The sequence below is a fragment of the Streptomyces sp. NPDC055140 genome, from assembly GCF_053607285.1.
In genome coordinates, this window is sequence record NZ_JBSGTG010000003.1 from 484,217 (window position 1) to 498,849 (window position 14,633).

Genomic DNA, 14,633 nt, shown 5'->3' on the forward strand with positions numbered 1-14,633 from the left:
GACGGGGTGGCCCAGGGTCTTCCGTCTGGATCGGGCTGGATCAGGGAGCGGGGTCCGATCCGAACACAAGGCCCTGGCCGCCGAGGGAATCCTGACGGTTTCCCTGACCGCGGCGCGGGCCCGGCCAGGCGATGCCCGGCGTCGGCTCCATCGCCGCGCCGGTGTCGTCGCCGACGTAGTAGGTCGGGCGCTGCTGGAGGGCGGTGTAGATGCGGCCGATGTACTCGCCGAGCACGCCCAGGCAGATGAGCTGGACGGCGCCGACGAAGAGGACCGCGGTGATCAGGGAGGTCCAGCCGGGGGTGGTGTCGCCCGCCGAGTACGCGACCAGCGTGTACGCGAGCGTGCCGAGGCAGACGAAGAAGGCGAGGGCGCCCAGCCAGGTGGCCAGCCGCAGCGGCGCGACGGAGAAGCTGACGATGCTGTCGACCGCCAGCAGGATCATCTTGCGCAGCGGGTACTTGGTGTGACCCGCGACGCGTGGGTCGCGGTGGTAGGTGACCTCTCCACTGGGGAAGCCGAGCCAGGGCACGAGGAGCCGGTACACCTGCGGCTGGTCGGGCAGGGCCTTCAGGGCGTCGAGGGCGTTGCGCGACAGAAGGCGGAAGTCGCCGGCCTGGGCGGGGACATGGCTGCCGACCATGCGGCGCATGAGCCAGTAATAGGCACCGGCGGTGCGGCGTTTGAAACCGGTGTCGGTGGAGCGGTTGGCGCGTACGCCGTAGACGATGTCCAGGTGACGGGAGCGGGCCAGGGCGAGCATCTCGGGGATCTTCTCCGGGGGGTCCTGGAGGTCGGCGTCGAGGCTTGCGGCGTAGTGACCGCGGGCGTGGTGCAGGCCGGCGGTCAACGCGGCCTGGTGTCCACTGTTGCGGCGCAGTCGCACCACCCGCAGCTGCGGCCAGGTGGCCCCCAGGTCCACCAGCTGTTCGGCTGTCCTGTCCGTGGAGCCGTCGTCCACCGCGAGCACCTCGTACGGCTCGCACGTCCCGTCCAGCATCGGACGCAGCCGCCGCACCAGCGCCGGCAACGCCTCTTCCTCGTTGAACATCGGGATGACGACCGACAACTCAACCGATGACTCAATCTGGTCAGTTGGGTCGTGGAGCACATCAATCATTCGGAGATGCCAGCCCATTCTGGAGCGGGGAGGGCACAACAAACTGCCCGATTTGCTCGCATACGCTACAGTGTGCGGTTGTTTCAGCGCGTCCAGACACACGTTCTCGAAACCGGGTGCCGTAAACCGATGCCGAACCCCACCGCGCCCTCCGGGGCACCAACGTCCGATACGTCCGCCGACGTGGCCGAGACCGGCGTCACCCGGCAGCTGCCGGCGTTCGCGATCATCGGCGCGATGTCCACCGCCGCTTACCTGGGCCTATACACGGCACTCCGGCCCGTGCTCGACGCCCAGCCCGCCAACCTGGTCGCACTGCTGGTCACGGCCGTGGCGAACACCGCCGCCAACCGCCGCTTCACCTTCCGGGTGCGCGGCACGGACGGGGCCGCCCGGCATCAGCTCCAGGGACTGGTGGCCTTCTTCGCCGGGCTCGCACTCAGCAGCGGCGCCCTCGCCGTGGCACACCAGACCCTGCCGGAGGCGCCATACGTGGAGATCGGCGCACTGATCGTGGCCAATGCCGCCGCGACGGCGCTTCGCTTCGCACTGCTGAGGCTGTGGGTGTTCAGAGGGCCGTGACGACCCTTTCGTGGCGCCGTCACCACAGCTCACCCTGACACTCACCCTGCGCGCCCACTGCGACCAGTTCTGCCATCAGGCTCAACTTTAGACGAAATCTAAGCTAGGATGGCTTCCTGCCAGAGCACAGGAGGCCGTCCCATGTACGAACCGATCCGCACCAAGTCGGTCCACACGATGGCCGGCACCGCCCCCTCCGACTTCCCCCACCGGTCGCGCGAGGAGGAGCTGGACATCCAGCTCGCCGGTCACCTCGCCGCGCTGCTCGCGGTGACGGACGAGATCCGCGCGCCCGCGCCCTCCGCCGACCTGGACGCCGCCGCCGAGCGGCTCGCCGAGCAGGTGGCCCGGCTGCGGGGAGGATCGGCACCCGTACGTTCGGCGGTGGCCGCCGCCATCCATGACCCCGGCCTCACGGCGCTCCACCAGCGGGCGCATGCTCTCGCCGGGCGCGCCCTCGTCGTCGCGGCATCTCGCGCCGACACCGCTGCCGCGATCCTGGCGGCCGAGCGCATGGACGCCCACGCGGCCGCCGCCGACCCTCGCGAACTAGCGTCCCGCTGAGCCCGTCGACCCCCTCGAACGGCCCCGGTCCGCTCACACCCGTAGCGACGCGCGCGTACGGACCGGGTTACCAGAACACTGCGTTCACCGCGGCACCCCCGTAGTGGCACTCCCCGCACCCGGGCCTCGACCTCAAGGGGTGCGACTCCGCCTTCCCGCCCGGCCAGGTGCCGGCCGACGAGCGCGAGACTGTGGCCCGCGTCGACGGCGGGGGAGACGTCCTCGACGACCGCCGCCGTCGAGCGCTGGGCGGGCCCGCCGGAGCGCCCTTGATTTGCTCGAAGCACTCTCTGAACTCGCTCTCCGCCCCTGCCCGTCCCGTACCTCGGGGGCCGAGCCCCCAGACCCCCGCTAAAAGACCGCGCAGTTCCCCGCCCCTGAAAAGGGGCGGGGAACTGCGCGAACGGGGTCTGGGGCGGAGCCCCAGGAACGATGGGGGTCCCCCTGCTCGAGCGAAGCCGAGAGTTTGCGGGGAGGGCAGAGGCGGAGGGGGCGAGAACCCCGCCCCAGCGTCGCCATCACCGCGGCCGGCCTCGACAACGTCGCACGTCAGGACAACTCGAGTCGGCCGCGGAGCGACAGGCGGGCGTCAGCCCAGGCGCTTCACCAGCGCGCGGTACTCGTCCCACAGCTCCTTCGGCGTGTGGTCCCCGAAGGTGTTGAGGTGCTCGGGGACCAGGGAGGCCTCGTCGCGCCACACCTCCTTGTCGACCGTCAGCAGGAAGTCGAGGTCGGAGTCGGCCAGTTCGAGGCCGTCCGTGTCGAGGGAGTCACGCGTCGGCAGGATGCCGATCGGCGACTCGACGCCCTCCGCCTTGCCCTCGAGGCGCTCGACGATCCACTTCAGGACGCGGCTGTTCTCGCCGAAGCCGGGCCACACGAACTTGCCCGCGTCGTTCTTGCGGAACCAGTTCACGTAGTAGATCTTCGGCAGCTTCGCCTGGTCCTTGTCCTTGGCCACGTCGACCCAGTGGGCCATGTAGTCGCCCATGTTGTAGCCGCAGAACGGGAGCATCGCGAAGGGGTCGCGGCGCAGCTCGCCGACCTTGCCCTCGGCGGCGGCGGTCTTCTCGGAGGCGACGTTCGCGCCGAGGAACACACCGTGGTTCCAGTCGAAGGACTCGGTCACCAGCGGCACGGCGGAGGCGCGGCGGCCGCCGAAGAGGATCGCCGAGATCGGCACGCCCTTCGGGTCCTCCCACTCGGGCGCGATGATCGGGCACTGCGAGGCGGGGGTGGTGAAGCGCGCGTTCGGGTGCGCGGCCGGGACGCCGGACTCGGGGGTCCAGTCGTTGCCCTTCCAGTCGGTGAGGTGGGCGGGAGTCTCCTCCGTCATGCCCTCCCACCAGATGTCGTTGTCGTCGGTGAGCGCGACGTTCGTGAAGACGGAGTTGCCCCACAGCGTCTTCATGGCGTTGGCGTTGGTGTGCTCGCCGGTGCCGGGCGCGACGCCGAAGAAGCCGGCCTCGGGGTTGATCGCGTAGAGGCGGCCGTCCTCGCCGAACCGCATCCAGGCGATGTCGTCGCCGATGGTCTCGACGGTCCAGCCGGAGATCGTGGGCTCCAGCATCGCGAGGTTGGTCTTGCCGCAGGCGCTCGGGAAGGCCGCGGCGACGTACTTCGACTCACCCTGCGGCGGGGTCAGCTTGAGGATGAGCATGTGCTCGGCGAGCCAGCCCTCGTCGCGCGCCATGACGGACGCGATGCGCAGGGCGTAGCACTTCTTGCCGAGCAGGGCGTTGCCGCCGTAGCCGGAGCCGTAGGACCAGATCTCGCGGGTCTCCGGGAAGTGCGAGATGTACTTCGTGGAGTTGCAGGGCCACGGCACGTCCTGCTGGCCCTCGTCGAGCGGCGCGCCCAGGGTGTGGACGGCCTTCACGAAGAAGCCGTCGGTGCCGAGCTCGTCCAGGACGGGCTGCCCCATGCGCGTCATGGTGCGCATGGAGACGGCGACGTACGCGGAGTCGGTGATCTCGACGCCGATGGCGGAGAGCTCCGAGCCGAGCGGGCCCATGCAGAACGGGACGACGTACATCGTCCGGCCCTTCATCGAGCCGCGGAAGATGCCGCCGTTGCCCTCGTTGCCCTGGAAGATCTCACGCATCTCCGCGGGGGCTTTCCAGTGGTTGGTGGGGCCGGCGTCCTGCTCCTTCTCGGAGCAGATGAACGTCCGGTCCTCGACGCGCGCGACGTCGGTCGGGTCGGAGGCGGCGTAGTACGAGTTCGGGCGCTTGATCGGGTCGAGCTTCTTGAACGTGCCCTTGTCGACCAGTTCCTCGGCGAGGCGCTCGTACTCGGCCTCGGACCCGTCGCACCAGACCACACGGGCCGGCTGCGTCAGTTCGGTGATCTCGTTGACCCACGAGATCAGTTCCTGGTGCTTGGTGGGGACAGTGCCCAAGGAAACGGGAGCCGCGATGTCGCGCGCCACGATTGCTCCTAAATGAGGGGTTTTTGTGTTGTTGCCCCTTGGGGGCTGCGACCCGGATGCTTCACGTGTTGATCCCTCTGGCGCTCATCCGGTGCCGACCGCACTCATATGATCATCCGACGCGGGCGCGCATATGTCCAGAGGGCCCCACACCTGAGCGACGTGAGGATCGCCACTCGTTTGCGTCACCGATCGTCACTCATGTTCGTTACTTACGGCCCCGTAGGTACGATGCGGCTCATGACTGCCGCCACGCCATCCGAAGTGACCGCGACAGAGCCCGTTCCGGTGAAACCACGGCTGCGCGGCTGGCTGCACGCGGGAATGTTCCCCGCGGTCGTCATCTCCGGCCTGGTACTGACCGCCCTCGCGGACTCGACCCGCGGCCGGATCGCCTGCGGGATCTACGTCCTGACAGCCTGCCTGCTCTTCGGTGTGAGCGCGCTCTACCACCGGGGCAACTGGGGCCCGCGCGCCGACGGCGTACTGCGCCGGCTCGACCACGCGAACATCTTCCTGATCATCGCGGGCACCTACACCCCGCTCACGATGCTGCTGCTCCCCGAGGCCAAGGGCCAGTGGCTGCTGTGGGGCATCTGGGCGGCCGCCACGGCGGGCATCGTCTTCCGCGTCTTCTGGGTCGGCGCCCCGCGCTGGCTCTACACCCCGTGCTACATCGCGATGGGCTGGGCGGCCGTCTTCTTCCTGCCCGACTTCCTGCACACGGGCGGCACGGCCGTGCTCGTCTGCGTGATCGTCGGTGGGCTGCTCTACAGCGCGGGCGGCGTGATCTACGGGATCAAGCGCCCGAACCCGTCGCCGCGCTGGTTCGGCTTCCACGAGGTCTTCCACTCGCTCACGCTCGCGGCGTTCGTCGTGCACTACGTCGGCATCTCGCTGGTGGCGTACCGGCACGCCTGACCTCACCCTTCACCCTTCTGGCCGCGGCTTCCGAGCCGCGGCCATTTTTCGTGCCCCGACCCTTACGCCCGGGTCCGGGGCCCTTGTTTCCGGATCCATGGATTGACAGTAAGCATCTTTTGAGAGTTACTCTCATTTCATGGCTACTGTCACCAAGCAGGACTCACCGCGGGACAGCGTGCAGCGCGACCCTCCCCCAAGCTCTCGGCTTCGCTCGAGCAGGGGGGACCCCCATCGCTGGTGGGCGCTCGGCGCCCTGGTCGCGAGCATGCTCGTGCTCGGCTTCGACATGACGATCCTCAACGTGGCGCTGCCGACCATGGCCGCCGACCTCGGCGCGGACACCGGTCAGCAGCAGTGGATGGCGGACTCGTACGTCGTCGTCTTCGCCGCCCTGATGCTTCCGGCCGGGCTGCTCGGCGACCGGTTCGGGCGGCGCCGGATGCTCATCGCCGGACTCGGCGTCTTCCTCGCGGGCTCGCTCGTGGGGGCGCTCGCGAGCGACGTCGGCTCGGTGATCGGCGCCCGCGCGCTGATGGGTGTCGGTGCCGCGCTCGTCATGCCCCTCGCCCTGTCCGTGCTGCCCTCGCTCTTCGCCCCCGACGAGCGCACCAAGGCCGTCGGCATCATCTCCGCGGCCTCGGCGGTCGGCATGCCGCTCGGCCCGATCCTCGGCGGCTGGCTCCTCGACCACTTCTGGTGGGGCTCGGTCTTCCTGGTCAACGTCCCGATGGTCGCCATCGGGATCACGGCCTGCTTGTTCCTGCTGCCGGAGACCCGTGACCCCGCCTCACCGCGGGTCGACGCCATCTCCACCGCGCTCACCGCAGCCGGCCTCGGCGCCCTGATCTACGCGATCATCGAGGCGCCGCACCGCGGCTGGACCGACCCGGTGGTGCTGGTCCTGTTCGCGGCCTCCGTCGCCCTGGTCACCGCCCTCGTCCTGCGCGAGCGGCGCAGCGAGCGGCCGCTCCTCGACCTCACCTTGCTGGCCCGCCGCGGCTTCCTGCTCAACACGCTCGCGGCCACCCTCGGCATGTTCGTCCTGTCGGGCCTGATGTTCGTGCTGCCGCAGTACCTCCAGGCCGTCCTCGGCAACGACGCGCTCGGCACCGGCGTACGGCTGCTGCCGATGATGGCCGGGACGCTGGTGGCCGCGAAGTGCGCGCAGCCCCTGGTCACCAGGTTCGGGCCGCCCACGGTGATCAGCGCGGCGCTCACGGTCCTGGCCTTCGCCGCGTTCCTCGGCAGCCGCACCACGGCCGACTCCGGGTACGGGTTCACCGCGCTGTGGCTGGGCATCGCCGGGGTCGGCTTCTCCTTCGCGCTCGTCCCCGCGATGGGCGCCGCGCTGTCGGCGCTGCCCGCGGACCGGGCGGGCAGCGGCTCGGGCCTCCTGATGACGGTGCGGCAGGTGGGCGGCGCGCTCGGCATCGCCCTGCTCGGCGCGCTCCTCGCCGGGGCCTACGGCAGCCGCCTCGACACGGCCGGCCTGCCCGGTCCCGCGGCGGACACCGCCCAGGACTCCGTGACGGCCGCCCACGCGGTGGCCACGAAGCTCGGGGACCACGCACTCGCCTCGTCGGCGAACACCGCGTACCTCCACGGGATGAACGTGGTGCTGCTCGTCGTGGGCGTCGCGTCGCTGGTCACCGCCCTGCTCGCGGCCGCCCTGCTCCCCCGTACCGCGCCGTCCACCGGCGTGGCCCCGGCCCCCGGTGATGCCCGAGAATGAGTCCCATGGCCGCCTCCGCACGCTCCACCCCCGCCGCCGACCGCCCCGGGATGGGCCTACGCGAACGCAAGAAGCTCAAGACCCGGGTCGCGATCAGGGACGCGACGTACCGCCTGATCACCGAGCAGGGGTACGACGCGACGACGGTCGAGCAGATCGCCGAGGCCGCCGAGGTGTCGCCGTCCACCGTGTTCCGGTACTTCCCGACCAAGGAGGACATCGTCCTCACGGACGAGTACGACGCGGTCCTGGAGGCCGAGCTGCGGGCGCGGCCCTCGGACGAGTCGATCATCGACTCGCTGCAACACGTGATCGCGCAGGCCGTGCACCTCGGGTTCGACGACGATCCCGAGGTGTCACGGCTGCGGACCAGGCTCCAGGTCGAGGTGCCCGCGGTGCGCTCCCGGATGATGGAGTCCATGTCCGTCACCGGGCAGCTGCTGTGCCGGGTGATCGGCGAGCGCACCGGCCGCGACGCCGACGGCCTTGAGGTCCGCGTCTACGCGATGGCGCTGGTCGGCGCACTCATGGAGACCACCCTGTACTGGGCCGAGCACGGTCACCGGGACGAGTTGCGCGACCTGATGGACCGCACGCTGGAGACGTTCAGGAACGGTCTCTAGGGGCCCGGCACGGTCCGACGGCGTCCGGCTCGCCTCAGTCCTGCAGCTTCACCGCGAGCTGCTGGGCTTCGGTCACCGGGGCGTCGCAGGTGAAGTTGCGGCACACGTACGCGGCCGGGCGGCCGTCGACGAGCGGCCGGTCCACCAGCAACGGCAGTTCGCCGGCGCCCGGCCGGCCCGCCGCGACGACCGCGCCGGGCGCCGTGCCGAGCAGCGCCGTGCGGTGGAGTTCACCGCCGATCTCGCCGACGACGGCGACCTCCTTCGGCCCGTCGAGCAGCGCCTCCGCGACCGCGAGCCCGTGCCCGATGAAGCGCGGCGCGCGCGGCCCGAGCGCCCGCACGACGCCCAACGCCCGTTCGGCGGCGGTGCGGTGGGGCTCCGAACCGGTCTGCGCCGCGTACGAGAGCAGCGCGCCGGCCGCCGCGCTCCAGCCCGAGGGCGTGGCGTTGTCGGTCGGGTCCTGGGGCCTGCGGATCAGCTGCTCCGCGTCGGCCGCCGTGTCGTACAGCGCGCCGGACTCCGCGTCGGTGAACTGGTCGAGGACGTGGTCGAGGAGGAACCCCGCGAACTCCAGCCAGACCCCCTCGCCGGTCACGGACGCCAGCGTGAGGAAGCCCTCGGCGACATCCGCGTAGTCCTCGAGGACACCGGCGTTCGCGCCGACCCGGCCGTCCTTGCTGGTACGGGCGATGCGCGCCCGCGCGTCCATGTGGAGGCGCACGAGCAGATCGGCGGCGGCGAGCGCGGCCTGCACCAGGTCCGGCCGGTCGAAGTACGCGCCGGTCTCCGCGAGCGCGGCGATCGCCAGGCCGTTCCACGCGGCGACGATCTTGTCGTCCCGCCCGGGTGCCGGCCGCTCGGCGCGCGCCGCGAGCAGCCTGCGCCGCACGTCCTCGATCCGCGCGCTGTCGAACTCGGCTTCCTGTTGCGGGAGTTGGAGGACCGATGCGCCCTCCTCGAAGGTGCCCTGCTGCGTCACGCCGAAGTACCGGGCGGCCAGCTCGGCGTCCGCGTCCCCGAGCACCTCGCGCAGCTGCTCGGGCGTCCACACGTAGAACGCGCCCTCGACATGGCGGCCCTCGGCGTCCTCACTGTCCGCGTCCAGCGCGGACGCGAACCCGCCCTCGTTCGTCCGCAGTTCCCGCACCATGAAGTCCGCGGTCTCCAGGGCGACCCGCCTGGCCGTCTCCGAACCGGTGGCCCGCCACAGATGCGCGTACGCGCGGCACAGCAGCGCGTTGTCGTAGAGCATCTTCTCGAAGTGGGGCACGACCCACTCGCGGTCGACGGAGTAGCGCGCGAAGCCGCCGCCGAGCTGGTCGTAGATCCCGCCGCGCGCCATCCGCTCGCAGGTGTCGACGGCCATCTGGAGCGCGCCCTCGGCACCGGTGCGGGCGTAGTGGCGCAGCAGGAACTCGATCACCATCGACGGCGGGAACTTGGGTGCGCCGCCGAACCCGCCGCTCGTCGCGTCGTACTCGCGGGTCAGGCCGAGCAGCGCCTGCGCGAGCTCGCCCTCGCCGGGGACCTGCGTGTCCCCGTACGGCAGCTCGCGTCCGGCCAGATCGCCCACGATCTTCGCGGCGACCTCGGCGACCTCGTCCTTGCGCTCCGCCCACGCCTGCGCCACGCCCTGCAGGATCTGCGGGAAGGAGGCCATTCCGTGCCGGGGCTCGGGCGGGAAGTAGGTGCCGAAGTAGAACGGCTCGGCCTCGGGCGTGAGGAACACGGTCATGGGCCAGCCGCCCTGTCCGGTGGCGGCCTGCACGGCCTCCATGTAGACGGCGTCGACGTCGGGGCGCTCCTCGCGGTCGACCTTGATGTTGACGAAGCGGTCGTTCATGAGGCCGGCGGTCGCCTCGTCCTCGAAGGACTCGTGCGCCATGACGTGGCACCAGTGGCAGCTGGAGTACCCGACGCTGAGCAGCACCGGGACCCCGCGCCGCCGCGCCTCCTCGAAGGCGTCGGCCGACCACGGCCACCAGTCGACGGGGTTGTCGGCGTGCTGGAGGAGGTAGGGGGACGTCTCATGGGCCAGTCGGTTCGGCATGCGCCCCATCCTCGCGCACGCCGGTCGCCGATCGGCCCTTTGATCCCCGGCCCCTCGCGCCGTGACCCCATACGCAGCACACTTGACGCGGAACCGTTGCCGCCGGAGGGGGACCTGAGATGCGAGACAGCCATCGGGCGGAAGCCGAGGGGCTGTTGGCCCGGGCCGTGGAGGAGGAAGTACGGCGTTCGGGTGGGCGCACGGACGGCGGGGTGCTGCTGTCACGTGCGCGCGGTGCGCTCGACGCCATGGCGGAGACCGCCACCGAGGAGTACACACAGTTCACCCATGCCCTGGACGAGGCCGAGGCCGGGCAGATGTCGTTCGGGCAGCGCTTCGCCCAGGAGCGCGGGTCGACTCCCTTGCTGGTCACGGGCGTTGCCGCGGTGGGCGCCTGCGTGGCCGACCTGCTGCTCGGTACGGGCGCGGGGACCGCGGTCGGCGCGGGCGCGGCCGTCGCCGTGGTGGGCGCCGCCACGACCGTCGCGAAGGTGACGGCCTCCCATGTGCCCGCCGCGAGCCGCCGCGCCGGGGCGAGGAGCCAGCCCGGCGGGCCCGAACAGCTGAGACTGCAGTGGCTGACGGCGCTCGACGTGCGGGGGATCCGGCCGTTCCTCGACCAGCAGCGCGTCCTCGCCGCCACCGCGGGCACCGGCGCGAAGAAGCCGACGCCGCAGCTGCGCCGTACCGACAAGAGCGCGGCGGCCAGGCGGCGCAATGTCCTGGAGCAGTCTTTCGGCCAACTCCCTGAGCCTGAGGGCCCGTTCGCCGGCCGCAGGACGCAGATGCAGCGGATCGCGCAGTGGGTGCACGCGGCGCGCGCGAGCACCGAGACCCGGCCCACCGTCGTCGTGCTGCACGGCGCCCCCGGCTCGGGCCGTACGACGCTCGCGGTGCGGGCGGCGCACGAGCTGCGCGACCAGTTCCGCGGCGCGTGCGTCGTGGACCTGCGGGGCGACGCGCCCGAGGCCCCGCTGTCGACCCGGGACGCGCTGCTCCATCTGCTCAACCGGCTCGGCGCGCCGCGCGAGCAGCTGCTCTTCCGGGAGCGTTCCTCGCAGGAGCAGCAGTTGCGCCGCCTGAGCGACCTGTACCACCAGCATCTGACGGGGCTTCCGGTCACGATCGTCCTGGACGACGCGGGCGACGCGGAGCAGGTGCGCACGCTGATCCCCGAGCGGTCCGACAGCCTCGTGCTCGTGACGGCGCGCAAGCCGCTCGACCTGCCCGCGGACGTCCCGGCGTGGGTGCACCAGGTGCCGGTGGACGCGCTGGACGCGGCGGGCTCGGAGGAACTCCTGCGCGAGTCCGCGGAGGACGCGTCGGGGCCCTACGACTCCGAATCGTCCGACACCGTGAGGGAGTTGTGTGGGGGTCTGCCGCTGGCGCTGCGCATCGCGGGCTCCGCGATCGGGCCGCGCACGACTCGCGCACTGGCGTCCGACCTGGGTGCGTACGGGCCCGTGGAGCCGGTCGAGCGGGTGCTGTGGCTGCGCTACACCGACCAGTCCGATGCAGCCCGGCGGCTGCTGCGCCGGCTCGCGCTCGCCGGGCGGGCCTCGCTCGGCGCGGCCGCGGCGGCGGCGCTCCTCTCGACGGACGAGTCGGAGGCCACCCGCCATCTGACGGCGCTGTCACGGGCGGGGCTGATCAACCACGTGCGGGGCAGCCGGTACCGGCTGCACGACCTCGTCCGCTCCTTCGCGCACGCCCGTCTCCTCGACGAGGAGGAGCCGGCCGAGCGGACGGCCGCGCAGGAACGCCTCATCCAGAACTACGGGGAGCTCGCGGACTCGGTGATCCGGCTCGTCGACGGCAAGATGTCGACGCGGGCCGGCCAGATCGGCCCGCACGGCTTCACCTCGCTGGACGCCGCGCTGCGCTGGCTCGACGACGAGTCCAGCTTCATCACGGCGACGCTGCGGGGCGCGGAGGGCGTCGACCAGGCGGCCGTGCTCAATCTGCTCGGCGCCCTGTGCGACTACTGCCTGCTGCGCGGCGACCTCTACCGCCTCGGCGAGATCAGCGAACTCACCCAGGCCGTCGACCAGGGGCTTCTCGTGCGCTCGGTCCAGTGGCGCACGGGTATCGCGGCGCGCCAGCTCGGCGAGCTCGACAAGGCGCGTACGACGCTGGCGTCCGTGGTGGACCTGTACTTCGAGGCGCACCACAACGCGGGCGCGGCGCGCGCCCTGTGCTCGCTGGGCATCACGCTGCACCACCAGGGCCAGCTCAAGGAGGCGGCGGCGAAGCTCCGCGAGGCCCTCGACCTGCAGATCACGGACGAGACGTCGGGCGACCGGGGCTGGACGCTGCACGCGCTCGCCGCGGTGGAGCGCGACCGGGCTCACGTGAAGGAGGCGCTCGACCTGCTGACCGCGGCGCTGGCCCTGCACCGCGAGAACGAGTCCGTGCACGGCGAGGCGTGGGCGCACTTCCAGCTGGGGCAGCTGTGCCTGCGGATGGGGGACGTGCCGGGCGCTGAGCGTGAGCTGCGCACCGCCCTCGACCTGTACAGCCGTACGCGCGACAGCCGGGGCGAGGCATGGGCGCTCACCCAGCTGGCGCGGGCGCGCCTGGTGGACGGCGACGCGTCGGCGGCCGTCGACGGACTGCGCCAGGCCACCTCGCGCCACCGCGACAACGAGGACGCGCGCGGCGAGGCCTGGACGCTCTACTACCTCGGCCAGGCCCTGGAGGAGAGCAGCGACCTCGACCAGGCGGTACGTGAGCTGGAGCGCTCCCGCACGATGTTCTCGCGGATGCGCGACGTGTACGGGCTCGCCTGCGCCCGCCATCACTCGGCCCGCGTCACGCGTGACCAGCGCGCCGCGCAGACCGGCTCGCTGCGCAACTCCGGCTTCGCGCGTCAGCTCCTGGTCGACGCCCGCGCCGACTTCCAGCGCATCGGCGTCGCGCACGGCGAGGGGTGGACCTGCCTGGAACTGGCGGTGGTGGACGCGGGCAACGGGCGCGCGGCCCAGGCCCTGACCCTGTGCGAGGAGGCGGCGGCACTGTTCGCGTCGTACGGCGACCGCCGCGGCGAGGACTGGGCGAACTTCCTGCGCTGCACGCTGCTGCCGTACGCGTCACCGGGCGGCTCGGAGATCGGCACGGCCGTGGCACAGGAGGAGCTGTCCCAGCTCGCCCGCACCACCCACGCCGGCCGGGACGGCAAGCTCGACGACTACGTGGAGGCCTACCAGCTCCTCCTGGAGCGCGGCGCGGACCTCGAGGCGGGCTGGCAGGCCTGGCGCCTCGGCATGGTCCCGAAGCGGCACGCCCGGGACGTGATGGGCGTGGAGGTGAGCGCGGGGCGCTGAGGGCGCGCGGGCGCCGGGGCGCCTGAGCGCCGGGGCGCAGCACGAAGGCGCTCGGCGCGGCTCATCGCCGTGCCGAGCGCGTTCCGTCCAGCTGGGCGTCAGCCCTTGGCGGGCGAGGCCGGGGAGGCGCCGGAGCCGGCCGCGGGGTCCGCGGCGGCGTCCGGCTTCTCCTTGAAGTCGACCTTGCCCATGTGGCGGTTCATCGACTTCATCAGGCCCCAGACGGCGACGGCCATCACCGCGAAGACGATGAAACCGAGGACGCCCGGGGTCACCTTGTTCTCGTCGACCTCCTTGGCGAGGGGGACGAGATGCGTCATTGCCAGGCTTGCGCTTGCGCTCATGTCAGGCATTGTCGCGGATGCCCGCAAAGAGGTCGTCCTCGGGGAGGGAGGTGTCGACGAGGGACTTCGCGAGCTCGTACTCCTCGGTCGGCCACACCGCCTTCTGGACGTCCATCGGGACGCGGAACCAGCCGCCGTCGGGGTCGATCTGCGTGGCGTGCGCGATCAGCGCCTTGTCGCGGATCTCATAGAACTCGGCGCACGGGATGTGCGTGGTCAGCGTCCGCTCGACCCGCTCGAACTCGTCCCAGCGCTTGAGCCACTCCGCGTACGGCGACTCGAGGCCGCGGTCGAGCATCGCCTGGTGCAGCGCCTCGGTGCGCGGCCGGTTGAAGCCCTGGTTGTAGTAGAGCTTCTGCGGCTGGTAGGCCGGGCCGAACTCGGACTCCGGGTACTTCTCGGTGTCCGCCGCGCCCTCGAACGCCACCATCGAGATCTTGTGGGTCATGATGTGGTCGGGGTGCGGGTAGCCGCCGTTCTCGTCGTACGTCGTGACGACCTGCGGGCGGAACGAGCGGATCTGCCTGACCAGCTCACCCGCCGCCTTGTCGACGTCCTCGAGCGCGAAGCAGCCCTCGGGCAGCGGCGGCAGCGGGTCACCCTCGGGCAGGCCCGAGTCGACGAAGCCCAGCCACTCCTGCTTGACGCCGAGGATCTCGCGCGCCTCGTCCATCTCCTTCTTGCGTACCTCGTGGATGTGCTCCTCGATGTACTTGTCGCCCTGGAGCTTCGGATTGAGGATGGAGCCGCGCTCCCCGCCCGTGCAGGTCACGACGTGCACGTCCACCCCCTCGGACACGTACTTGGCCATGGTGGCCGCGCCCTTCGACGACTCGTCGTCGGGGTGGGCGTGAACGGCCATCAGTCGCAGCTGCTCAGTCAAGACAAGATCCTCAGTGAATGACTCGGTGAATAAGGCGCCCTCGGTCATACAGCG

11 protein-coding genes are annotated in these 14,633 nt (G+C 71.3%); 6 read left to right on the forward strand and 5 right to left on the reverse strand.

The window, feature by feature from the left end; translation table 11 throughout:
• Positions 1 to 40: 40 nt before the first annotated feature.
• Positions 41 to 1,120 (reverse strand): glycosyltransferase family 2 protein, encoded by a 1,080-nt coding sequence (locus ACWFR4_RS09870; protein WP_453651823.1) that lies wholly within the window; start codon positions 1,118 to 1,120, stop codon positions 41 to 43.
• 183 nt (positions 1,121 to 1,303) lie between these two features.
• Here ACWFR4_RS09870 and ACWFR4_RS09875 point away from each other — a divergent pair, with 183 nt between their 5' ends.
• Complete coding sequence (locus ACWFR4_RS09875) at positions 1,304 to 1,702, forward strand: GtrA family protein (RefSeq protein ID WP_453651825.1); 399 nt, start codon at positions 1,304 to 1,306, stop codon at positions 1,700 to 1,702.
• A gap of 141 nt (positions 1,703 to 1,843) precedes the next feature.
• Entirely contained in the window at positions 1,844 to 2,266 is a 423-nt protein-coding gene (locus ACWFR4_RS09880; protein ID WP_453468383.1) for an SCO4983 family protein, read from the forward strand.
• Between the two features lie 589 nt (positions 2,267 to 2,855).
• On the opposite strand, the gene ACWFR4_RS09885 is transcribed toward ACWFR4_RS09880, so the two are convergent.
• Positions 2,856 to 4,697: a phosphoenolpyruvate carboxykinase (GTP) gene (locus tag ACWFR4_RS09885; protein WP_453467573.1), complete on the reverse strand. Its 1,842-nt coding sequence runs from the start codon at positions 4,695 to 4,697 to the stop codon at positions 2,856 to 2,858.
• Positions 4,698 to 4,937: 240 nt separating this feature from the next.
• On the opposite strand from ACWFR4_RS09885, the gene trhA reads away from it, so the two are divergent.
• From trhA to ACWFR4_RS09900, 3 genes are all read left to right on the forward strand, one after another.
• A complete protein-coding gene (gene trhA / locus ACWFR4_RS09890; RefSeq protein ID WP_453467575.1) occupies positions 4,938 to 5,618 on the forward strand; it encodes a PAQR family membrane homeostasis protein TrhA in 681 nt (226 codons plus the stop codon).
• Positions 5,619 to 5,757: 139 nt separating this feature from the next.
• Entirely contained in the window at positions 5,758 to 7,353 is a 1,596-nt protein-coding gene (locus ACWFR4_RS09895) for a DHA2 family efflux MFS transporter permease subunit (RefSeq protein ID WP_453651827.1), read from the forward strand.
• A complete protein-coding gene (locus ACWFR4_RS09900; protein ID WP_453467579.1) occupies positions 7,350 to 7,976 on the forward strand; it encodes a TetR/AcrR family transcriptional regulator in 627 nt (208 codons plus the stop codon). Before ACWFR4_RS09895 ends, ACWFR4_RS09900 begins: the two co-directional genes overlap by 4 nt.
• Before the next feature lie 34 nt (positions 7,977 to 8,010).
• On the opposite strand, the gene ACWFR4_RS09905 is transcribed toward ACWFR4_RS09900, so the two are convergent.
• Positions 8,011 to 10,029 (reverse strand): thioredoxin domain-containing protein, encoded by a 2,019-nt coding sequence (locus ACWFR4_RS09905; protein WP_453467581.1) that lies wholly within the window; start codon positions 10,027 to 10,029, stop codon positions 8,011 to 8,013.
• Positions 10,030 to 10,148: 119 nt separating this feature from the next.
• On the opposite strand from ACWFR4_RS09905, the gene ACWFR4_RS09910 reads away from it, so the two are divergent.
• Positions 10,149 to 13,352 (forward strand): tetratricopeptide repeat protein, encoded by a 3,204-nt coding sequence (locus ACWFR4_RS09910; protein ID WP_453651829.1) that lies wholly within the window; start codon positions 10,149 to 10,151, stop codon positions 13,350 to 13,352.
• Positions 13,353 to 13,450: 98 nt separating this feature from the next.
• Here ACWFR4_RS09910 and ACWFR4_RS09915 read toward each other — a convergent pair whose 3' ends face one another.
• Both ACWFR4_RS09915 and mca read right to left on the reverse strand, forming a co-directional pair.
• Positions 13,451 to 13,705 (reverse strand): hypothetical protein, encoded by a 255-nt coding sequence (locus tag ACWFR4_RS09915; protein WP_453467584.1) that lies wholly within the window; start codon positions 13,703 to 13,705, stop codon positions 13,451 to 13,453.
• The gene (mca, locus tag ACWFR4_RS09920) at positions 13,698 to 14,558 is read right to left on the reverse strand and encodes a mycothiol conjugate amidase Mca (protein ID WP_266569213.1); all 861 of its coding nucleotides are present in this window, start codon (positions 14,556 to 14,558) and stop codon (positions 13,698 to 13,700) included. Before mca ends, ACWFR4_RS09915 begins: the two co-directional genes overlap by 8 nt.
• Positions 14,559 to 14,633: the final 75 nt, after the last annotated feature.

Bases quoted from the DNA above. Each gene is read 5' to 3' on its own strand.
- ACWFR4_RS09870 (WP_453651823.1), bottom strand. From the start codon at position 1,120: ATGATTGATGTGCTCCACGACCCAACTGACCAGATTGAGTCATCGGTT.
- ACWFR4_RS09880 (WP_453468383.1), top strand. From the start codon at position 1,844: ATGTACGAACCGATCCGCACCAAGTCGGTCCACACGATGGCCGGCACC.
- trhA (WP_453467575.1), top strand. From the start codon at position 4,938: ATGACTGCCGCCACGCCATCCGAAGTGACCGCGACAGAGCCCGTTCCG.
- ACWFR4_RS09895 (WP_453651827.1), top strand. From the start codon at position 5,758: ATGGCTACTGTCACCAAGCAGGACTCACCGCGGGACAGCGTGCAGCGC.
- ACWFR4_RS09900 (WP_453467579.1), top strand. From the start codon at position 7,350: ATGAGTCCCATGGCCGCCTCCGCACGCTCCACCCCCGCCGCCGACCGC.
- ACWFR4_RS09905 (WP_453467581.1), bottom strand. From the start codon at position 10,029: ATGCCGAACCGACTGGCCCATGAGACGTCCCCCTACCTCCTCCAGCAC.
- ACWFR4_RS09910 (WP_453651829.1), top strand. From the start codon at position 10,149: ATGCGAGACAGCCATCGGGCGGAAGCCGAGGGGCTGTTGGCCCGGGCC.
- ACWFR4_RS09915 (WP_453467584.1), bottom strand. From the start codon at position 13,705: ATGCCTGACATGAGCGCAAGCGCAAGCCTGGCAATGACGCATCTCGTC.
- mca (WP_266569213.1), bottom strand. From the start codon at position 14,558: ATGGCCGTTCACGCCCACCCCGACGACGAGTCGTCGAAGGGCGCGGCC.